At 70.1% G+C, this 16,316-nt stretch carries 15 protein-coding genes; 9 read left to right on the forward strand and 6 right to left on the reverse strand.

The window, feature by feature from the left end; all coding sequences use genetic code 11:
* Positions 1 to 98 precede the first annotated feature (98 nt).
* Together ABZX61_RS60190 and ABZX61_RS60195 are read right to left on the reverse strand one after the other, a co-directional pair.
* Positions 99 to 1,604: a CoA-acylating methylmalonate-semialdehyde dehydrogenase gene (locus ABZX61_RS60190; RefSeq protein ID WP_355210829.1), complete on the reverse strand. Its 1,506-nt coding sequence runs from the start codon at positions 1,602 to 1,604 to the stop codon at positions 99 to 101.
* Positions 1,601 to 2,881, reverse strand: a complete 1,281-nt coding sequence (locus ABZX61_RS60195) for an aspartate aminotransferase family protein (protein ID WP_355210832.1) — start codon at positions 2,879 to 2,881, stop codon at positions 1,601 to 1,603. The genes ABZX61_RS60190 and ABZX61_RS60195 overlap by 4 nt, the downstream gene beginning before the upstream one ends.
* Positions 2,882 to 3,139: 258 nt before the next feature.
* On the opposite strand from ABZX61_RS60195, the gene ABZX61_RS60200 reads away from it, so the two are divergent.
* Positions 3,140 to 3,838: an alternative oxidase gene (locus tag ABZX61_RS60200; protein ID WP_350724376.1), complete on the forward strand. Its 699-nt coding sequence runs from the start codon at positions 3,140 to 3,142 to the stop codon at positions 3,836 to 3,838.
* Here ABZX61_RS60200 and ABZX61_RS60205 read toward each other — a convergent pair.
* Complete coding sequence (locus ABZX61_RS60205; RefSeq protein ID WP_355210834.1) at positions 3,835 to 5,220, reverse strand: MFS transporter; 1,386 nt, start codon at positions 5,218 to 5,220, stop codon at positions 3,835 to 3,837. The genes ABZX61_RS60200 and ABZX61_RS60205 overlap by 4 nt on opposite strands.
* Before the next feature lie 112 nt (positions 5,221 to 5,332).
* On the opposite strand from ABZX61_RS60205, the gene ABZX61_RS60210 reads away from it, so the two are divergent.
* The 4 genes from ABZX61_RS60210 to ABZX61_RS60225 are packed head-to-tail and all read left to right on the forward strand — an operon-like array spanning position 5,333 to position 10,418.
* Positions 5,333 to 6,034, forward strand: a complete 702-nt coding sequence (locus tag ABZX61_RS60210; protein ID WP_355210836.1) for a TetR/AcrR family transcriptional regulator — start codon at positions 5,333 to 5,335, stop codon at positions 6,032 to 6,034.
* Positions 6,035 to 6,047: 13 nt separating this feature from the next.
* Entirely contained in the window at positions 6,048 to 7,676 is a 1,629-nt protein-coding gene (locus ABZX61_RS60215; RefSeq protein WP_355210839.1) for an AMP-binding protein, read from the forward strand.
* Between the two features lie 57 nt (positions 7,677 to 7,733).
* Positions 7,734 to 9,353, forward strand: a complete 1,620-nt coding sequence (locus ABZX61_RS60220) for a PucR family transcriptional regulator ligand-binding domain-containing protein (protein WP_350724368.1) — start codon at positions 7,734 to 7,736, stop codon at positions 9,351 to 9,353.
* Between the two features lie 27 nt (positions 9,354 to 9,380).
* A complete protein-coding gene (locus ABZX61_RS60225) occupies positions 9,381 to 10,418 on the forward strand; it encodes a methyltransferase (protein WP_355210842.1) in 1,038 nt (345 codons plus the stop codon).
* A 57-nt stretch (positions 10,419 to 10,475) separates the two neighbouring features.
* Here ABZX61_RS60225 and trpS read toward each other — a convergent pair whose 3' ends face one another.
* A complete protein-coding gene (trpS, locus tag ABZX61_RS60230; protein ID WP_355210845.1) occupies positions 10,476 to 11,438 on the reverse strand; it encodes a tryptophan--tRNA ligase in 963 nt (320 codons plus the stop codon).
* Positions 11,439 to 11,696: 258 nt separating this feature from the next.
* Between trpS and ABZX61_RS60235 the strand changes: the two genes are divergently transcribed.
* Positions 11,697 to 13,166 (forward strand): phosphodiester glycosidase family protein, encoded by a 1,470-nt coding sequence (locus tag ABZX61_RS60235; protein ID WP_350724362.1) that lies wholly within the window; start codon positions 11,697 to 11,699, stop codon positions 13,164 to 13,166.
* A gap of 296 nt (positions 13,167 to 13,462) precedes the next feature.
* On the opposite strand, the gene ABZX61_RS60240 is transcribed toward ABZX61_RS60235, so the two are convergent.
* Complete coding sequence (locus ABZX61_RS60240; RefSeq protein ID WP_355210848.1) at positions 13,463 to 14,047, reverse strand: dihydrofolate reductase family protein; 585 nt, start codon at positions 14,045 to 14,047, stop codon at positions 13,463 to 13,465.
* 96 nt (positions 14,048 to 14,143) lie between these two features.
* Here ABZX61_RS60240 and ABZX61_RS60245 point away from each other — a divergent pair, with 96 nt between their 5' ends.
* Both ABZX61_RS60245 and ABZX61_RS60250 read left to right on the forward strand, forming a co-directional pair.
* On the forward strand, positions 14,144 to 14,629 hold the full coding sequence (locus tag ABZX61_RS60245) for a helix-turn-helix domain-containing protein (RefSeq protein ID WP_355210851.1): 486 nt from the start codon (positions 14,144 to 14,146) through the stop codon (positions 14,627 to 14,629).
* A gap of 116 nt (positions 14,630 to 14,745) precedes the next feature.
* Positions 14,746 to 15,018: a hypothetical protein gene (locus tag ABZX61_RS60250; RefSeq protein WP_355210854.1), complete on the forward strand. Its 273-nt coding sequence runs from the start codon at positions 14,746 to 14,748 to the stop codon at positions 15,016 to 15,018.
* A 17-nt stretch (positions 15,019 to 15,035) separates the two neighbouring features.
* On the opposite strand, the gene ABZX61_RS60255 is transcribed toward ABZX61_RS60250, so the two are convergent.
* On the reverse strand, positions 15,036 to 15,494 hold the full coding sequence (locus tag ABZX61_RS60255) for an Lrp/AsnC family transcriptional regulator (RefSeq protein WP_355210856.1): 459 nt from the start codon (positions 15,492 to 15,494) through the stop codon (positions 15,036 to 15,038).
* A gap of 96 nt (positions 15,495 to 15,590) precedes the next feature.
* Here ABZX61_RS60255 and ABZX61_RS60260 point away from each other — a divergent pair, with 96 nt between their 5' ends.
* The gene (locus ABZX61_RS60260; RefSeq protein WP_355210859.1) at positions 15,591 to 16,217 is read left to right on the forward strand and encodes a LysE family translocator; all 627 of its coding nucleotides are present in this window, start codon (positions 15,591 to 15,593) and stop codon (positions 16,215 to 16,217) included.
* The last annotated feature ends 99 nt before the right edge of the window (positions 16,218 to 16,316 follow it).

Genomic DNA, 16,316 nt, shown 5'->3' on the forward strand with positions numbered 1-16,316 from the left:
TGTCCCCCCTGTCCCCATGTGCTGGGTCCGTGTGCTGGAGCTTACCGGGGAGTGGGGCGGGAGGGACGCTCGTCCCGCCCGCCCCGGGCGTGGCACGCCTACTTGTTCGTGGGGAAGCCGAGGTTCACGCCGCCGTGCGAGGGGTCGAGCCAGCGCGAGGTGACGACCTTGCCGCGGGTGTAGAAGTGCACGCCCTCGGTGCCGTGCACGTGGGTGTCGCCGAAGAGCGAGGACTTCCAGCCGCCGAAGCTGTAGAAGGCCATCGGCACCGGGATGGGCACGTTGATGCCGACCATGCCGACCTCGACCTCGTTCTGGAAGCGCCTGGCCGCGCCGCCGTCGTTGGTGAAGATCGCGGTGCCGTTGCCGTACAGGCCGCCGTTGATGATCTCCAGGCCCTCCTCGTACGAGGACACCCGCACGATCGACAGGACCGGCCCGAAGATCTCGTCCGTGTGCGTCCGCGTGCCCGGCCGGACGTGGTCGAGCAGGGTCGGGCCGAGCCAGAAGCCGGGCGTGTCCGCGGCCTTGCCGCCGCCGAGCACGGCCGTCTCGCGGCCGTCCACGACCAGCTTCGCGCCCTCCTCGACGCCGAGGTCGAGGTAGGAGGCGACCTTGTCGCGGTGCACCTCGGTGACGAGCGGCCCCATCTGGGACTTCGGGTCGTCGCCGGGGCCGATCACCAGCTGGTCCACCCGCTCGACGATCTTCTGGACGAGCTCGTCGCCGATCGGGTCCACGGCCAGCACGACGGAGATCGCCATGCACCGCTCCCCCGCCGAGCCGAACCCCGCCGACACCGCCGAGTCCGCCACCAGGTCGAGGTCGGCGTCCGGGAGCACGAGCATGTGGTTCTTGGCGCCGCCGAGGGCCTGCACACGCTTGCCGTGCGCGGTGCCGGTCTCGTAGACGTACTTGGCGATCGGGGTGGAGCCGACGAACGACACCGCGCGCACGTCGGGGTGCTCCAGCAGCCGGTCCACGGCGACCTTGTCGCCCTGCACGACGTTGAAGACGCCGTCGGGCAGCCCGGCCTCCTTCCAGAGCCGCGCCATGAGCAGCGAGGCCGACGGGTCCTTCTCCGACGGCTTGAGCACGAAGGCGTTCCCGCACGCGATCGCGACCGGGTACATCCACATCGGCACCATGGCCGGGAAGTTGAACGGCGTGATGCCGGCCACGACGCCCAGCGGCTGGCGGATCGAGTAGGAGTCGACCCTGGTCGAGACGCCCTCGGAGAAGCCGCCCTTGAGCAGGTGGGGGATCCCGCAGGCGAACTCCACGACCTCCAGGCCGCGGGCCACCTCGCCGAGCGCGTCGGAGTGGACCTTGCCGTGTTCGGCGGAGATCAGCGCGGCCAGCTCGTCGCGGTGCGCGTACATGAGCTCGCGGAAGCGGAACAGCACCTGCGCCCGCTTGACCAGCGACGCGTCCCGCCAGGCGGGGAAGGCCGCGACGGCGGCGGCCACGGCCGCGTCCACGTCGGCTGCGGAGGCCAGCGCCACGTGGCCGCTGACCTCCCCGGTCGCGGGGTTGAAGAGCTCGGCGGCGCGGGAGTCCCCGTCCGCGAGCGCTCCGTTGATCCAGTGCTTGACGGACTTCACTGAGCTGCTGCCTCTGTGTTGATGGTTTCCAGAGCGGTCACGATGATGCCGAGACCTTCGACGGCCTCGTCCACCGTAAGGGTCAGCGGCGGGGCCATGCGGATGGCGGTCCCGTACAGGCCGCCCTTGCCCGCCAGCAGGCCCGCCTTCTTGGTCTCCTCCATGAAGCGGGCGGCCTGGGCGGGGCTCTCCAGCTCGACGGCGAACATCAGGCCCTTGCCGCGCACGCTCTTGACCACGGGCAGGCGCTTGGCGGCCTCCTTGAGGCCGCCGATGATGATCTCCCCCGTACGTGCGGCGTTGGCCTGCAGGTCCCGGTCGAGCACGTAGTCGAGGGTGGCGTTGGCGGCGGCCATGGAGATCGGGTTGCCGCCGAACGTGGCCAGGCCCACGGCGTGCGGGGCGTCCATCAGGTCGCCGCGCGCCACGATGCCGCCGACGGCGAAGCCGTTGCCCAGCCCCTTGGCGAAGGTCATCATGTCGGGGGTCACGCCGTGGTTGCCGATGCCGAAGAACGAGCTGCCCGTACGGCCCCAGCCGGTCTGCACCTCGTCCGAGATGAACAGGATGCCCTGCTCGTCCAGGACCTCCTTGTACGCGGCGAACAGCCCGTCGGGGGCCATCGTGAACCCGCCCACACCCTGGATCGGCTCGGCGATCAGCGCCGCCACGTCGTTGGAGACCGCGGTGGCCAGCACGTGGCGCAGGTCGTCCACGCACGCCTGGATGTAGTCGGCGTCCGACATGCCCTTGAACTGCGCGAGATGCTGGTCGGCGCCGTGCAGGAAGGTCACGTTGAGCGGGGAGAGCGAGTTGTTCTTCCAGGCGCGGTTGGAGGTGACGCCGATCGTGCCGAAGCTGCGCCCGTGGTAGCTCTGCCGCATGGCGAGCACCTGGTCGGTCTTGCGCGCGTACGTGGCCAGGAGCAGGGCGGTCTCGTTGGCCTCGGTGCCGGAGTTGGTGAAGAAGACCTTGGCGTCGGGGATGCCGGAGACCCGCGCGATCTTCTCGGCCAGCTCGATCTGGCCGCGCAGCAGGTAGACGGTGCTGGTGTGCACCACCCCGGTGGCGATCTGGCGCTCGACGGCCTCGCGCACCTCGGGCACGTCGTACCCGATCATGTTGGTCAGGATTCCGGCGAAGAAGTCCAGGTAGCTCTTGCCGTCTGCGTCGATGACACGGTTGCCCTTGCCGCTGACGATCTCGATGGGGTCGTTGTAGTTGAGGGCCAGCCAGTTGGGCATGACTGCCCGATGGCGCGCGAGTAGCTCCGACATGTTACCGAGTATCCCTTTTCTTCTCCTCAGCCCCGCGCTACAACGTGTCGGGGGAGGGAAAAATCCACTTACACCCTGCAAACTACCTGGACTTCCCCAGAGGTCGCCCCTTAGGGGATGTCCCGTCCGCCTGGCGATGTACGCGGCACGCGGCCACTACGCCGCCGGAGGCACCGCGAATGACCACTGGCGGGCGACGACCGGGGCCACAGGAGTCGGCCACCATCGGATCATCCCGAGAACGAAGGAGACATCGAGATGACCGTCACCGTCGACCACCGCCCCGAGGCGCCCGCCGGCCCGCCCAAGCTCGACCGCGAGCAGCTCCGCCGGGCCCAGCAGGACACGCTGGACACCCCGCGCATGAAGTACAGCCTGCTGGCCAAGATGATGTTCAAGCCCGTGGACATCATGTACGGCAAGCAGGGCTCGTACACGAAGTTCGCCATGCTGGAGATCATCGCCCGCGTGCCGTACCAGGCGTGGGAGCGGATGGGCTACTGGGCCGTGCACCACCATCGGGGCCGCTCGGCCCTGGCCAGACGGATCTTCGAGCGCATCGTGGAGGCCCGCGCCGACCAGGACAACGAGCAGTGGCACCTGCTGATCCTGCAGGACCTGGTGCAGCGCACCGGGCAGCGGCAGACCTGGCTGCTGCACCGGGCCGCGCCCTGGCTGATCGCGTTCTTCTACTACCACGTGTCCTGGGTGCTGTTCCTGGTCAGGCCGGACTGGAGTTACCGGCTGAACGCGGAGTTCGAGGACCACGCCGAGCACGAGTACATGACGTTCGTGGCCGAGAACCCTGAGCTGGACTTCGTGCCCGACCCCGGCACGTACGCCGCCGAGTACGGCCGCTACCGCTCGGTGGCCGACCTGCTCCGGCAGATCGGCCACGACGAGCGCACCCACAAGCTCGACAGCCTGGAGAGCATGCGGGAACCCCGTGTCCGCTAAACCTTCACCGGTTCCGGGGCTGCCGCAGCCGGGCGCAGCACGCCCACGGCGAGCAGCGCTGCGGCCACGCAGAACGCGGCCCCGACCCACGAGCCCAGGTGCATGGCCGACGTGAACGCCTGGTTGCCGGCCTCGGCGAAGCCCGACAGATGCGCGCCGCCGATCGACTCCCTGGCGGCGGCGGGCAGGTCGGCCGGCATCTGCGAGGTGTACTGCCCGGCCAGCACGCTGCCCAGGACCGCGATGCTCATCGCCATGCCGACCTGCTGGACGGTGTCGTTGAGCGCCGACCCGACGCCGGCGTGCTCCATGGGGATGGCGCTCATGAGCGAGGAGTACGCGGACGGCCCGGCCAGCCCGCCGCCGATGCCCATGATCACCAGCCCGGTCAGGAGCGGGAGGTATCCGGTGGTCGTGGCCATGACGACGAACCCGCCGGCCATCACCAGCAGGCCGGTCCCGATCAGCACCCGGTTGCTGGCCTTCTTGCCCAGGCCGGCGCCCACGCCGTTGAAGATCGCGGCGGCCACGCCGTAGGGGAGCATGGCCAGACCGGCCTGCATCTCCTTGTAGCCCAGCACGAACTGCAGGTACTGGGTCAGCATGAGCATCACGGCGCCCGCGCCGAAGGCCATGAGCAGGATCGAGAACGACGCGCCGCTGAAGTTGCGGTTGGCGAACAGGTGCAGGGGCAGCATCGGCTGCGCCTGCTTGCGCTCCCAGACCACGAAGCCGCCGAGGGCGAGGACCGCGATCGCGATGCCGATCACGTTCCACTCGCGCTCGATGATGACGTACACGGCCGCCGTCAGGCCGACCGTCGACAGCACCACGCCCACCGGGTCGATCTTCCGCCCGCTGCTGCGGCTCTCGGGCATGAGCACGACGGCCGCCACGATGGCGATCGCCGCGATGGGGATGTTCACCAGGAAGACCGAGCCCCACCAGTAGTGCTGCAGCATGAGGCCGCCCAGGGTGGGGCCCGACACCATGCCGACCAGGGCCACCGCGCTCCAGGAGGCCATCGCCTTGCGCCGCTCCGTCTCGTCGAAGACGGTCATCAGGATCGACAGCGTCGAGGGCATGACCAGCGATCCGCCGATGCCCATCAGCGCGCGGGCGGCGATGAGCTGCCAGGGCTCGGTGACGAGCACGGCCAGCAGCGACGCGCCGCCGAAGAAGGCCAGGCCGACGATCAGGAACAGGCGGCGGCCGTACTTGTCGGACAGGCTGCCCGAGGTGAGCAGCAGACCGGCGTAGGCCAGCACGTACGCGTCGATGATCCATTGGATGTCCGACGGCGTCGCGCCCATTTCCTCGTTCAGCGAGGGGATGGCGAGGTTGAGAACGGTGTTGTCGACGACAAGCACCAGAAGCGCCAAGCAGAGTACGACGAGAATCCACCAGCGGCGGGGGTCTCGTACAGTGTTCGAGTCCACTCGCACAGCGTACGACAACCCTCGTACAGTGTGCGAGTGGATTTATCCTTGGAGGATGACCGGCAAGCAGTTCGCCTCCGTATGGCTTCGCGAGCCGCGCAAGACCGCGAGCCCGGGGCGCAGCCGTGACGAGATCGTCCGCGCCGCGATCGAGATCCTCGACGCGGAGGGCCTCGACGGGCTCAGCATGCGCAAGCTGGGCGCCAAGCTGAGCGCGGGCGCCACCAGCATCTATTGGTACGTCGCCCACAAGGAGGAGCTCCTGGAGCTGGTCTACGACCAGGTGTGGGGCGAGATGAGCATGCCCGAGCCGGAGGACGTCGGCTGGCGCGACGCGGCCTCGGTCCTGGCCTACAGCATGCGCTCCGTGATCCTGCGCCACCCGTGGTCGGCCGACCTCCTCGGCCGCATGCCCGCGCTCGGCCCCAACGCCATCCAGGTAGCCGACCGGATGCGCCGGATGTTCAAGCTGGCCGGGTTCGCGGGGATGGACGTCGACTACGCCGGCAGCACGCTCACCGCCTACATCTACGGCATGACCATCCCCGAGGTCGCCTGGAACTCCGCCATGGGCGAGCACGAGTACGACCCCGCCGAGATGAAGGAAATGGTCACCAGGGCGGTCAAGGACTATCCGGACATGCTGGAGCGCATGGACATGACCGCCTACGACGACCCCCAGACCCTCCGCCAGGTGGCCTTCGACTTCGGGCTCATGTCGGTGCTCGACGGCCTTGAGCGGCGGCTGGCGACGTAGCAGGATTCCCGGCATGAGCGATTTTCGTGCCGCCCGCGATTTCCTCCTCCACGCCGACGCCGCCACCGCCCGCCGCGACTTCCGCTGGCCGGAGCTCGAGGAATTCAACTGGGCGCTCGACTGGTTCGACGGGGTGCTGGCCGCCGAGACCCCCGACGCCGTCGCTCTCAAGATCGTGGGAGCGAGCACCGCCCGCTACACGTTCGCCGAGCTGTCCGCCCGCTCCGGCCAGGTCGCCAACTGGCTGCACCGCCAGGGCGTGCGCCGGGGCGACCGGGTCCTGCTCATGCTGGGCAACCAGGCCGAGCTGTGGGAGTCGCTGCTGGCCGCGATGAAGCTGGGCGCGGTCATCATCCCGGCCACGACGCTGCTGACCGCCAAGGACATCTCGGAGCGCATCGTCAGGGGCGGCGTCGCCCACGTGATCGCCAACGCCGCCGACGCGGGCAAGTTCGGGGCCGGCGAATACACGAAGATCGCCGTCGGCGACGCCTACAACTGGCTGCCGTACCACGAGGCGTACGAGGAGGACCCGCTCTTCGTCCCCGACGCGCCGACGCGGGCCGCCGACACGCTGCTGCTCTACTTCACCTCCGGCACGACCTCGCAGCCGAAGCTGGTCGAGCACACGCACGCGTCCTATCCGGCCGGGCACCTGTCGACGATGTTCTGGATCGGGCTGAAGCCGGGCGACGTGCACCTCAACGTCTCCTCGCCCGGATGGGCCAAGCACGCCTGGAGCAACGTCTTCGCCCCCTGGAACGCGGGCGCCACCGTGCTGATCCACGACTACCACCGCTTCTCCGCGCCCGCGCTGCTGGAGGTGCTGCGGGACGAGCGGGTCACCACGTTCTGCGCGCCGCCGACGGTGTGGCGGATGCTCATCCAGGAGGATCTCGCCGGGTGGCGGGTGCCGCTGCGCACGGCCGTGGCCGCCGGCGAACCGCTCAACCCGGAGATCATCGACCAGGTCGCCAAGGCGTGGGGCATCACGATCCGGGACGGCTACGGCCAGACCGAGACCACCGCGCAGATCGGGAACGCGCCGGACGAGCCGGTCAAGCCCGGATCGATGGGGCGTCCACTGCCCGGCTACGACGTCGTGCTGATCGACCCCGTCAGCGGCAGGCCCGGGGACGACGGCGAGATCTGCCTGCCGCTGGACGCCCGCCGCCCCATGGGCCTCATGTCCGGATATGTCGGTGGGCTGAGTGAGGCGATGCGCGGCGGTTTCTACCACACCGGCGACGTCGCCACCCGCGACGAGGACGGCTACATCACCTACGTCGGCCGGACCGACGACGTCTTCAAGGCCTCCGACTACCGCATCTCGCCGTTCGAGCTGGAGAGCGTGCTGCTGGAGCACGCCGCCGTGGCCGAGGCCGCCGTGGTGCCCGCCCCCGATCCGGTACGCCTGGCCGTACCGAAGGCCTATGTGACGCTCGCGCCCGGGTTCGAGCCGGACGAGGCGACCGCACGCTCGATCTTCGAGCACTGCCGCAGAGAACTGGCGCCCTACAAGCGGGTGCGGCGGCTGGAATTCGCCGAGCTGCCCAAGACGATCTCCGGCAAGATCCGCCGGGTCGAGCTGCGGGTGCGGGAACCTCGCCAGGAGTACCGGGAGGAGGACCTCAGCGCGTGACAAAGCGTAAATGGGAGCATGGCCGTTCTTACAGAACGATCGGCTAGGCTCTGCCCCGTGTTGCCCACCATCGCCGATGTCCTCGCACTGGAGACCGTACGCCGGGGCAGCCCGCGCGTGGTCGCGGGCGCCGACCGGCTCGACACCAGGGTCCGGTGGGTGCACGTCGGCGAGATCGCCGACCTCGCCCACCTGCTGCGCGGCGGGGAGCTGGTGCTCACCACGGGCGTGGCGCTGCCCGAAGACCCGGAGAAGCTCGCCGACTACATCGGCGACCTCTCCTCCGTGGGCGCCTCGGGGCTGATCGTCGAGCTGGGCCGCAGGTTCGTCAAGGAGCTGCCGCCCGCCGTGGTCAAGAAGGCCGAGGAGCACGGGCTGCCGCTCATCGTGCTGGCCCGCGAGACGCCGTTCGTGCAGATCACCGAGTCCGTGCACGCGCGGATCATCGACATCCAGTTGGAGGAGCTGCGCGCCTCCGAGCAGCTCCACGAGGTCTTCACCGAGCTGTCGGTCGAGGGCGCCTCGCCCGCCGAGGTGCTGGCGCAGGTGGCCAGGCTGTCCAACCGGCCCGTGCTGCTGGAGAACCTCGCCCACCAGGTGCTGGCCTGCGAGTCCGCCGGGCGCGACGCGGGCGCGCTGCTGGCCGGCTGGGAGGCCAGGTCCAGGGGCGTGGCCCCGGCCGAGCGGACCGCGTACGACGCCGCCTCCGGATGGGTGGTCACCACGGTGGGGGCGCGCGGGCAGGACTGGGGCCGGCTGATCCTCATCTGCGACTCGGCGCCGACGCCGCGCGACATGGTGCTGGCCGAGCGCGCCGCCACCACGCTCGCCCTGGGCCGCCTGCTCGAACGCCACCAGGAGTCCCTCGAACGCCAGGCGCACGGCACGATCATCACCGGCATCCTGACCCACGCCTACGCCGACCCCGACGAGGCCGCCGCCCGCGCCAGGGCCGTCGGCGTGCCGCTCACGGGACGCAAGCTGATCAGCGTGGTCATCAGGCCCACCGAGCCGGCCGATCAGGCACTCGACGGCCAGGCCCAGCTCGGCGAGCTGGCCGAGGCCACCGCCGCCGCCTGCCGCGACGCCCGCCTGCCCGCCCTCGTCGGCGCCCTCGACCAGGAACGCGTCGGGGTCCTGCTCCCCCTCCCGCCCCGCACGCAGGCCGAGCCCGCGCTGACCGCGCTCGCCGAGCGGCTGCGCGTGCTGTGGCGGCCGGGCGGGCTCGCGTTCGTGCTGGCGGCGGGCTCGGTCGTGGAGTCCATCAGGGACGTACGGCGCAGCTTCCTGGAGGCCGAGCAGGTGGCCGACGTGGCCGTCCGCCAGCCGGACGGGCGCGCCTTCTACCGGCTGCCCGACCTGCGCCTGCGGGGGCTGCTGCACCTGCTGCGCGACGACGCCCGGCTGCAGACGTTCGCGGAGCGGGAGCTGGGGCCGCTGCTGGCGCACGACGCCCAGCGGGGCGGCGACCTGACCCGGATCCTGCGCATCTACCTCGACGCGGGGCGCAACAAAGCGGTCGCCGCGCAGAAGGCCCACCTGTCCAGGCCCGCCTTCTACGACCGCCTGCGCCGCCTCGAACGCGTCCTCGACACCGATCTGGACGACGTCGAGTCCTGCATGTCACTCCACGTCGCGCTCCTGGCCCTGGAGTCCTTCCGCCGCGAACCCCGCTGACCGCCCCGGGCGCCTAGCGTCGCATTCGTGCCCCTCTTCTTCAACGCCGTGGAGGCCGCGGCGCACCGGCTGTCGATCGTGCCTCCGATGCTCGACTACTTCGGCGTCCTGGGCCTGCACGCGCTCGTCGCGGCGGCCAGGACGGGCGTCTTCGACGCCCTGCGCGAGCGGCCGTCCACCGGCGCCGAGCTCGCCGTCACGCTCGGCCTGGACGCCCGCTCCTCGGACATGCTGTTACGCTCCCTGGCCGGGCTCGGCTACCTGCGGGTCCGCGGCGGCCGCTACCGCCTGACCCGCGCCTCGCGGCTGTGGTTCACGACGGACTCGCCGCAGTCCCTGGTGGCGGGGCTGGAGTTCTGGGAACGTACGGCGTGCGTCATCTGGCCCCGGCTGGAGAGGGCGGTGCGCGACGGGGCGCCCGCCACGCCCTTCTACGAGCTGCTGGAAGGCGATCCCGAGCTGTCCCGGTCGTTCCAGGCGTGGACGGCGGCGCTGGCCGGGCGGCAGGCTCCGGCGATGGCCAGGGCCGTCCCGGTGCCGCGCGCCGCCCGCCGGGTCCTGGACGTCGGCGGCGGCCACGGCCGGTTCAGCCTGGAGCTGCTGCGGCGGCACCCCCGGCTCCACGCCACTGTGCTGGACCTGCCGCAGGCGCTCCAGGCCACCGCCGCCCATCCCCGGCTGAGCGTGCGTGCCGGGTCGTTCCTGGACGGCGACCTGGGCGACGGGTACGACATCGCGCTGCTGTTCAACGTCGTGCACGGGCTGGACGACGCGCAGGCCGCCACCCTGCTGGGGCGGGTGGCCGCGGCCCTCAACCCGGGCGGGACGGTCGTGGTGGGCGACCAGTTCGGGGACAGCGTCATGCCCGGCCGGGCCAGCCGCGCCCTGCTGCACCTGCTGGACCTGAACTACCTGGTCACGGCCGGCGGCAGGGTGCGCGGCTTCCGGGAGGTGTCGGAGCTGCTGCGGGCGGCGGGCTTCCGCGCGCCCCGGCACCGCCGTCCCCTCCGCTCCGTCCCCACCGAACTGGCCCTGGCCTCGCTCCCCGCCCACCGGCCACGATAAGCACCGCCGCCGCGAAGCCCATCGGCCGCCCGCCGCCGCGGACCCCGGGAATAACCGCTAGAAGCCCATCGCCGCCCGTACCTCGTCCAGCGTCATGATCGCCCGCTCTCTCGCCGCCGCGTTCCCCGCGGTCAGGATCTGCCGCACCTCCTCCTCGGTGTGCTCGGCGCGGCGCTTCCTGATCGGCCGCAGGAACTCGTTGACCGCCTCGGTGGCCAGCCTCTTGAGCGCGGACGCGCCCCCGTCCCCGATCTCCTCCGCGATGTCCTGTGGCGAGCGGCCGAGGCAGAGGCCGGCCAGGGTGAGGAGGTTCGCCACCTCGGGCCGGTGCGTCTCGTCGAAGGTGATCAGCCGCTCGGAGTCGGTGCGGGCCTTGCGGATGAGGGCGGCCGTCTCGTCCTCGGTGGCCGACAGGGCGATCGCGTTGCCGCGGCTCTTGCTCATCTTGCCGCCGTCGAGCCCCTGCAGCAGCGGCCGTTCGCCCATCATGGCCTCGGGCTCCGGGAACACCTCGCCGTAGCGCTCGTTGAAGCGGCGGGCCACCAGCCGCGTCACCTCCACGTGCGGGAGCTGGTCCTTGCCCACGGGCACCAGCGTGCCCTTGCAGAACAGGATGTCGGCCGCCTGGTGCACCGGATAGGTGAACATCAGGCCGCTGACCGCCCGCTGCGAGCTGTGCGCGATCTCGTCCTTGACCGTGGGGTTGCGGTACAGCTCGGAGACCGACACCAGGCTCAGGAAGGGCAGCAGCAGCTGGTTCAGCTCGGGGACGGCGCTGTGCTGGAAGATCGTCACCTTGGCCGGGTCGATGCCCACCGCCAGATAGTCGAGCAGCAGCTCGGTGATGTTGCGTTGGATCGCGCCGGGTAGATCGCGATCGGTGATCACCTGGTAGTCGGCGATCAGCACGTACATCGGGAACTTGTCCTGCAACGCGACGCGGTTGGCCAGCGAGCCGAAGTAATGGCCCAGGTGCAGCGATCCGGTCGGACGGTCACCTGTGAGTACGACGTCGTTCATTTCGGTCTCTCTCTTTCAGGTCACGCCGTCTCGGAGAGGACCGCACGCTTGGAGGGCCGTCTCGAAGACGGCCCGTGCATGAGGAAATCAGCGGCCGTCTGCCGGCCGCCACCACATGCTGATGCGTGTCATACGCGAAGTGTATCCGTTTGCGGTGTCAATCTCGTAACCTCTTTTACCGTTTCGCGTGTTCGCCTGCCCCGGCGACCATGATCTCGCCAGTATGGTGCGGTCCCTTTTCCGCCCTCTGGAGAATTCATGTCTCGACGCACCCTCGCCGGTGGCCTGGCCATAGCCGCCGCGCTCTCTCTCACCACCCTGCCCGCCGCGGCGGAGCAGGCGTCGGTGCGGTTCCCGTCGGCCAAGTTCCCGCTGGGCAGCAGGCCCGTGCCGACCAAGACGATGACCGCCGTCGCGCAGGGCATCGACATGTACGACGTGAAGGCCGGCTCGGCGACCGACGGCTACACGGTGACCGTGTTGATGCCGAGCGGCCGCGACTACGGAATGCAGACGACCGCCGACGCCAAGGCCGCCGAGGTGGAGGCCGCCGGCGAGACCCCCAGCGTGCAGAAGGTGGTACGGCCGAGCGTCGCCGACGCCGCCTCCCAGACCGTGTACATGGTCCGGGTCGGCCTCTGGTCCCTCGACGACAAGAAGAAGGCCGAGGAGACCGCCAAGAAGCTCAAGGAAGCGGGGCTGAAGGTCAAGGTCGACTACCTCGGCGACGACGGGCTCAAGACCACCGGTCCCTGGGACGTCAAGGTCGTGATGATCGACGCCGGGGCGTTCGGCGGCTCGTTCGCGGCCTCGCTCGGCACCAGCGTGGCCAAGCGGGAGACCGTCTCGTCGATGGCCAAGGCCCAGAACGCGCTGGTCGGCGTCAACGGCGGCTTCTTCAACATCCACACCGACAAGGCCCTGCGCGGCGAGCCCGTCGGCGCGTCCGTGGTCAAGGGCAAGCTGCTCAGCGAGGCCGTCCCCGGTCGCTCGGCCGTCGTGCTCAAGGGTCGTACGGCCAAGATCACCGAGCTGAAGACCACCGTCACCGCCACCTCCCAGGACGGCCAGAAGACCGAGGTCAACGGCGTCAACCGGGCCGTCACGACGGACGAGCTGGTGCTGTACACCGAGGAGTGGGGCGCCAAGACGCCCACCGGCGGGACCGACGCCGTCCTCGACGCCAACGGCAAGGTCGTCGGCCTGCGCGAGTCGGGCGCCGCGGTGGCCGCCGGCACGCGGGTGCTGCACGGCAACGGCCTGGCCGCCGACTGGCTCAACGAGCACGCCTTCCAGGACTGGACGGTCAAGGTCGACACCAAGGTCGTGGACCTACGTACCGACAAGGCGCTCGCGCTGACCCCGGACCTCAACGTGATCGCGGGCAGCGTCGGCCTCGTGCGGAACGGCAAGGTGAAGATCACCGCCAAGCAGGACGGCCACGACTCCGTCAACATGATCCTGCGCCGCCACCCGCGCACCCTCCTCGGCACCACGAGGAACGGCAGCCTCATCATCGCCACCATCGACGGCCGCAACCCGGGCGTGACCGTGGGGGCGAACTTCCTCGAGGCCGCCCAGTTCATGCGGTGGCTGGGTGCCACGCAGGCCATCAACCTGGACGGCGGCGGCTCGACGGCCATGGTGGTCGGCAACAAGCTGATCAACCGGCCCTCGGACGGCGTGGAGCGCGGCGTCGGCGACGCCCTCCTGGTCCTGCCCAAGTAACACACCAGGCCCGAACGAACCGCAGCCGTGCCACCAGCCCCTGGTGCACGGCTGCACCCCACCTACCCGGGCACCTTCGCCGCTGCGGCCGGCCGACAACGCACGTTCACGACCCGACGCGACGTCACCTCCACCGGCGAGGCACGGCCGCGCCCGCCCACGTGGGCACCTTCGCCGCTGCAGCGGGCCGGAAACGGACCTTCACGACCCGACGCGAGATCACCTCCACCGATGAGGCACGGCCGCGCCCACCTACTCGAGGGCCTTCGCCGTTGCGGCTGGCCGGCACCGCACGTTCACGGCCGAGGCGAGCTCGTCTTCGCCGATGCGGCGGGCCGGTAGCGGACGTTCATGACCGACGCGGGGTCGGATTCACCGAGCCGGTGGAGGCGGATCGGCTCGGCACCGGGGTTGTCGTACAGCCGGATGCCCTCACCCAGCAGGACCGGCGCGATGTGCAGGTCGATCTCGTCGATCAGCCCCAGTTCGAGCAGCTGACGGCCGATGGTCGGCGAGAACACCTCGAGGTTCTTACCCCCGGCCGCCTCCAGGCCGATCCGCACCGCCTCGGCCGGCTCGCAGCTCAGGAACGTGACTCCGTCGGTGGGCGTCGCGTCCTCCGGGTGATGGGTGAGCACGAAGAGCGGCCCCTTCCAGGCGCCACCGTAGATGCCGCTGGGATCCGGGTAACGGTCCCAGCCGTCTCGACCGCCCAGCACGGCGCCCGTGGTCTCGACGTACTCACCGACCAGGTCCGGCCGGAACGAGTTCCCGGCCATCCAGTCCATCTCATGGTTCGGCCCCGCCACGAACCCGTCCAGCGACATCGTGAAGTGCCAGAGCACCTTTCCACCCGCGGTCTGCGGCTCGGTGTCGCTCATTCGTTGCCTCCTGCATCTGCTTGCGATTTGCAACCGGTAATCTCACGCTAGGCCACCCGGTGGTAGATTGCAACCAGTTCGGAGGTGAGGTGCGAGTTGGCGGAGTCGGCGCGTTCTGGTTGTCCGATCAATGCTGCGGTCGAGGCGTTCGGTGACAGCTGGAGCCTGCTCGTGCTGCGGGACGTGATGTTCGGGAGCCGGCGCTACTTCAGGGAGCTGCTCGCCGGCTCCGAGGAGGGGATCGCCTCCAACATCCTGGCCGACCGGCTGAAGCGCCTGGTGAACGCGGGCCTGCTGACCCGCGAGGACGCGGGCCCCGGACGGCGGGCAGCCTACAGCCTGACCGAGGCATCCATCCAGCTGGTCCCGATCTTCGCGCAGCTCGGCGAGTGGGGGCTACGCCACCGCCCGACCACGAAGCGGCTGAGGGTCCGAGCGGAACTGCTCGCGGCCGGCGGACCGGAGCTGTGGAGCGAGTTCATGGCCGAGCTCCGGACCATCCACCTCGGCGCCCCACCGCCGGAACGGAACGGCCCAAGCGTCATGGAACGCCTCGCCAAGGCCTACACCGACGCGCTCTGACGCCTTGAGCGGGAATCAGACACACGCCGCCGTGCTCTGACGCCCTACATGGAGTCGGACGCGACGCCATGCCCGTCGCTTGAAAGGTACACCGGCCGCGCAACGACCATGACGACATGCGCGGCATCGACGTGCGCTATGCAAGCGTCTACGTGCGTTGTGTAAGCGTCTACGTGCGCTGTGCAAGCGTCGACATTCGCCGTGCGGGCACTGACATCCGCTGTGCGGACGTGGAGACGCGACGTGCAGGCGCTGACATCCGCCGCGCAGACGTCAACATGCGCCGTGCGGGCGCCGTGCGGGCGCCGTTCGGGCATGGACGCGCGAGTGCGGGCGCTGACATCCGCCGCGCAGACGCCAACATCCGCCGTGCGCACGTGGACGCGTGACGTGCGGGCGTCGGATCTTAAGCGTCCACCGGCAGACCCGTGTCCGGTTTCACGGCCTTCATTGCAAGGTGCGACGTCACCTGCGCCACCCCCGGCAGCCCGGAGAGGGTGTCGGAGTAGAAGCGCTCGTACGCCGCCAGATCCGCCACCGCAACCCGCAGCAGGAAGTCCGGATCGCCGAACAGCCGGTGCGCCTCCACCACCTCCGGCATCCCCGCCACCAGCCGCTCGAACTCCGCCACCGTGTCGTGATCCTCATACCTCATCACCACGGTGACGAACGCCTGGAACCCCCGGCCCACCGCGTCCCCTTCGACCAGCGCCCGGTAGCCGCGGATGACGCCGGACTCCTCCAACTGCCGCACCCGGCGCAGGCACGGCGACGGTGTGAGCCCGACCCGGTCAGCCAGCTCGGTGTTGCTCAGCCGCCCGTCCCGCTGCAGCTCCTGGAGGATCCTGCGGTCAATCCTGTCCACAGCGCAATATCCTGCCACTCCGCCGCCCGAAGCAGCACGAACAGACCATCGCGTGCCAGCCCTCCTTGACTACCGTCCCACAAGGAGGTGGTTCTCATGGAAACCCGGCTGCTGGTGCTCTTCCTCGGCATGGACCTGCTGCTGATCTACACGCCGGGCCCCGACATGCTCTACGTCATGGCCCGCTCGCTCGGCCAGGGCCGCCGCACCGGCCTCACGGCGGTGGCGGGGATCTGCTCGGGCTACACCGTGCACACGGTCCTGGCCGCCGCCGGCCTCGCCGCCGCACTTCGCGCGGTCCCCGCCGCATTGCCCGCGATGCGGTACGCCGGCGCCGCGTATCTGGTCTTCCTGGCGATCAAGACCCTGGCGTCGCTCAGGAACCCCGCCACCCCGGTCCCGGGCGCGACCCCGCAGCCCACGGGCAGGGTGTTGCGACAGAGCATGCTCACGGCCCTGCTCAACCCGAAGGGAGTGCTGCTCTACCTGTCGCTGATGCCCCAGTTCATCTCCACGGAGACAGGCGTCCCTCTGGGCTTTCAACTCGCCGTACTCGGCCTGCTCCATGTCGCGAACTGCGCCGTCCTGTACGGCCTGCTCGCCCTGGCCACGGCACGGGCCAGCCACGCCCTGACCCGGACCCCGAAGGCCGCCCGCCGGATCTCGGCCGTCTCCGGCACGATGCTCCTGGTGGTCGCGGCCGCCACGCTCGGCACCCATTGAACACAAAAAAGGGGGTCCGACGCACAAGGCGTCGAACCCCCTCCAAAGATTGTCCGGCGGCGACCTACTCTCCCACACCCTCCCGAGTGCAGTACCATC

Origin of the sequence: Nonomuraea sp. NPDC003709, from assembly GCF_040610775.1 — a bacterium.
In the GTDB taxonomy this organism is placed as follows: domain Bacteria; phylum Actinomycetota; class Actinomycetes; order Streptosporangiales; family Streptosporangiaceae; genus Nonomuraea; species Nonomuraea angiospora_A.

Coding starts and splice junctions, on each gene's coding strand:
- ABZX61_RS60195 (WP_355210832.1), bottom strand. CDS start 2,881: ATGTCGGAGCTACTCGCGCGCCATCGGGCAGTCATGCCCAACTGGCTG.
- ABZX61_RS60200 (WP_350724376.1), top strand. CDS start 3,140: ATGACCGTCACCGTCGACCACCGCCCCGAGGCGCCCGCCGGCCCGCCC.
- ABZX61_RS60210 (WP_355210836.1), top strand. CDS start 5,333: ATGACCGGCAAGCAGTTCGCCTCCGTATGGCTTCGCGAGCCGCGCAAG.
- ABZX61_RS60215 (WP_355210839.1), top strand. CDS start 6,048: ATGAGCGATTTTCGTGCCGCCCGCGATTTCCTCCTCCACGCCGACGCC.
- trpS (WP_355210845.1), bottom strand. CDS start 11,438: ATGAACGACGTCGTACTCACAGGTGACCGTCCGACCGGATCGCTGCAC.
- ABZX61_RS60235 (WP_350724362.1), top strand. CDS start 11,697: ATGTCTCGACGCACCCTCGCCGGTGGCCTGGCCATAGCCGCCGCGCTC.
- ABZX61_RS60240 (WP_355210848.1), bottom strand. CDS start 14,047: ATGAGCGACACCGAGCCGCAGACCGCGGGTGGAAAGGTGCTCTGGCAC.
- ABZX61_RS60250 (WP_355210854.1), top strand. CDS start 14,746: ATGCGCGGCATCGACGTGCGCTATGCAAGCGTCTACGTGCGTTGTGTA.
- ABZX61_RS60260 (WP_355210859.1), top strand. CDS start 15,591: ATGGAAACCCGGCTGCTGGTGCTCTTCCTCGGCATGGACCTGCTGCTG.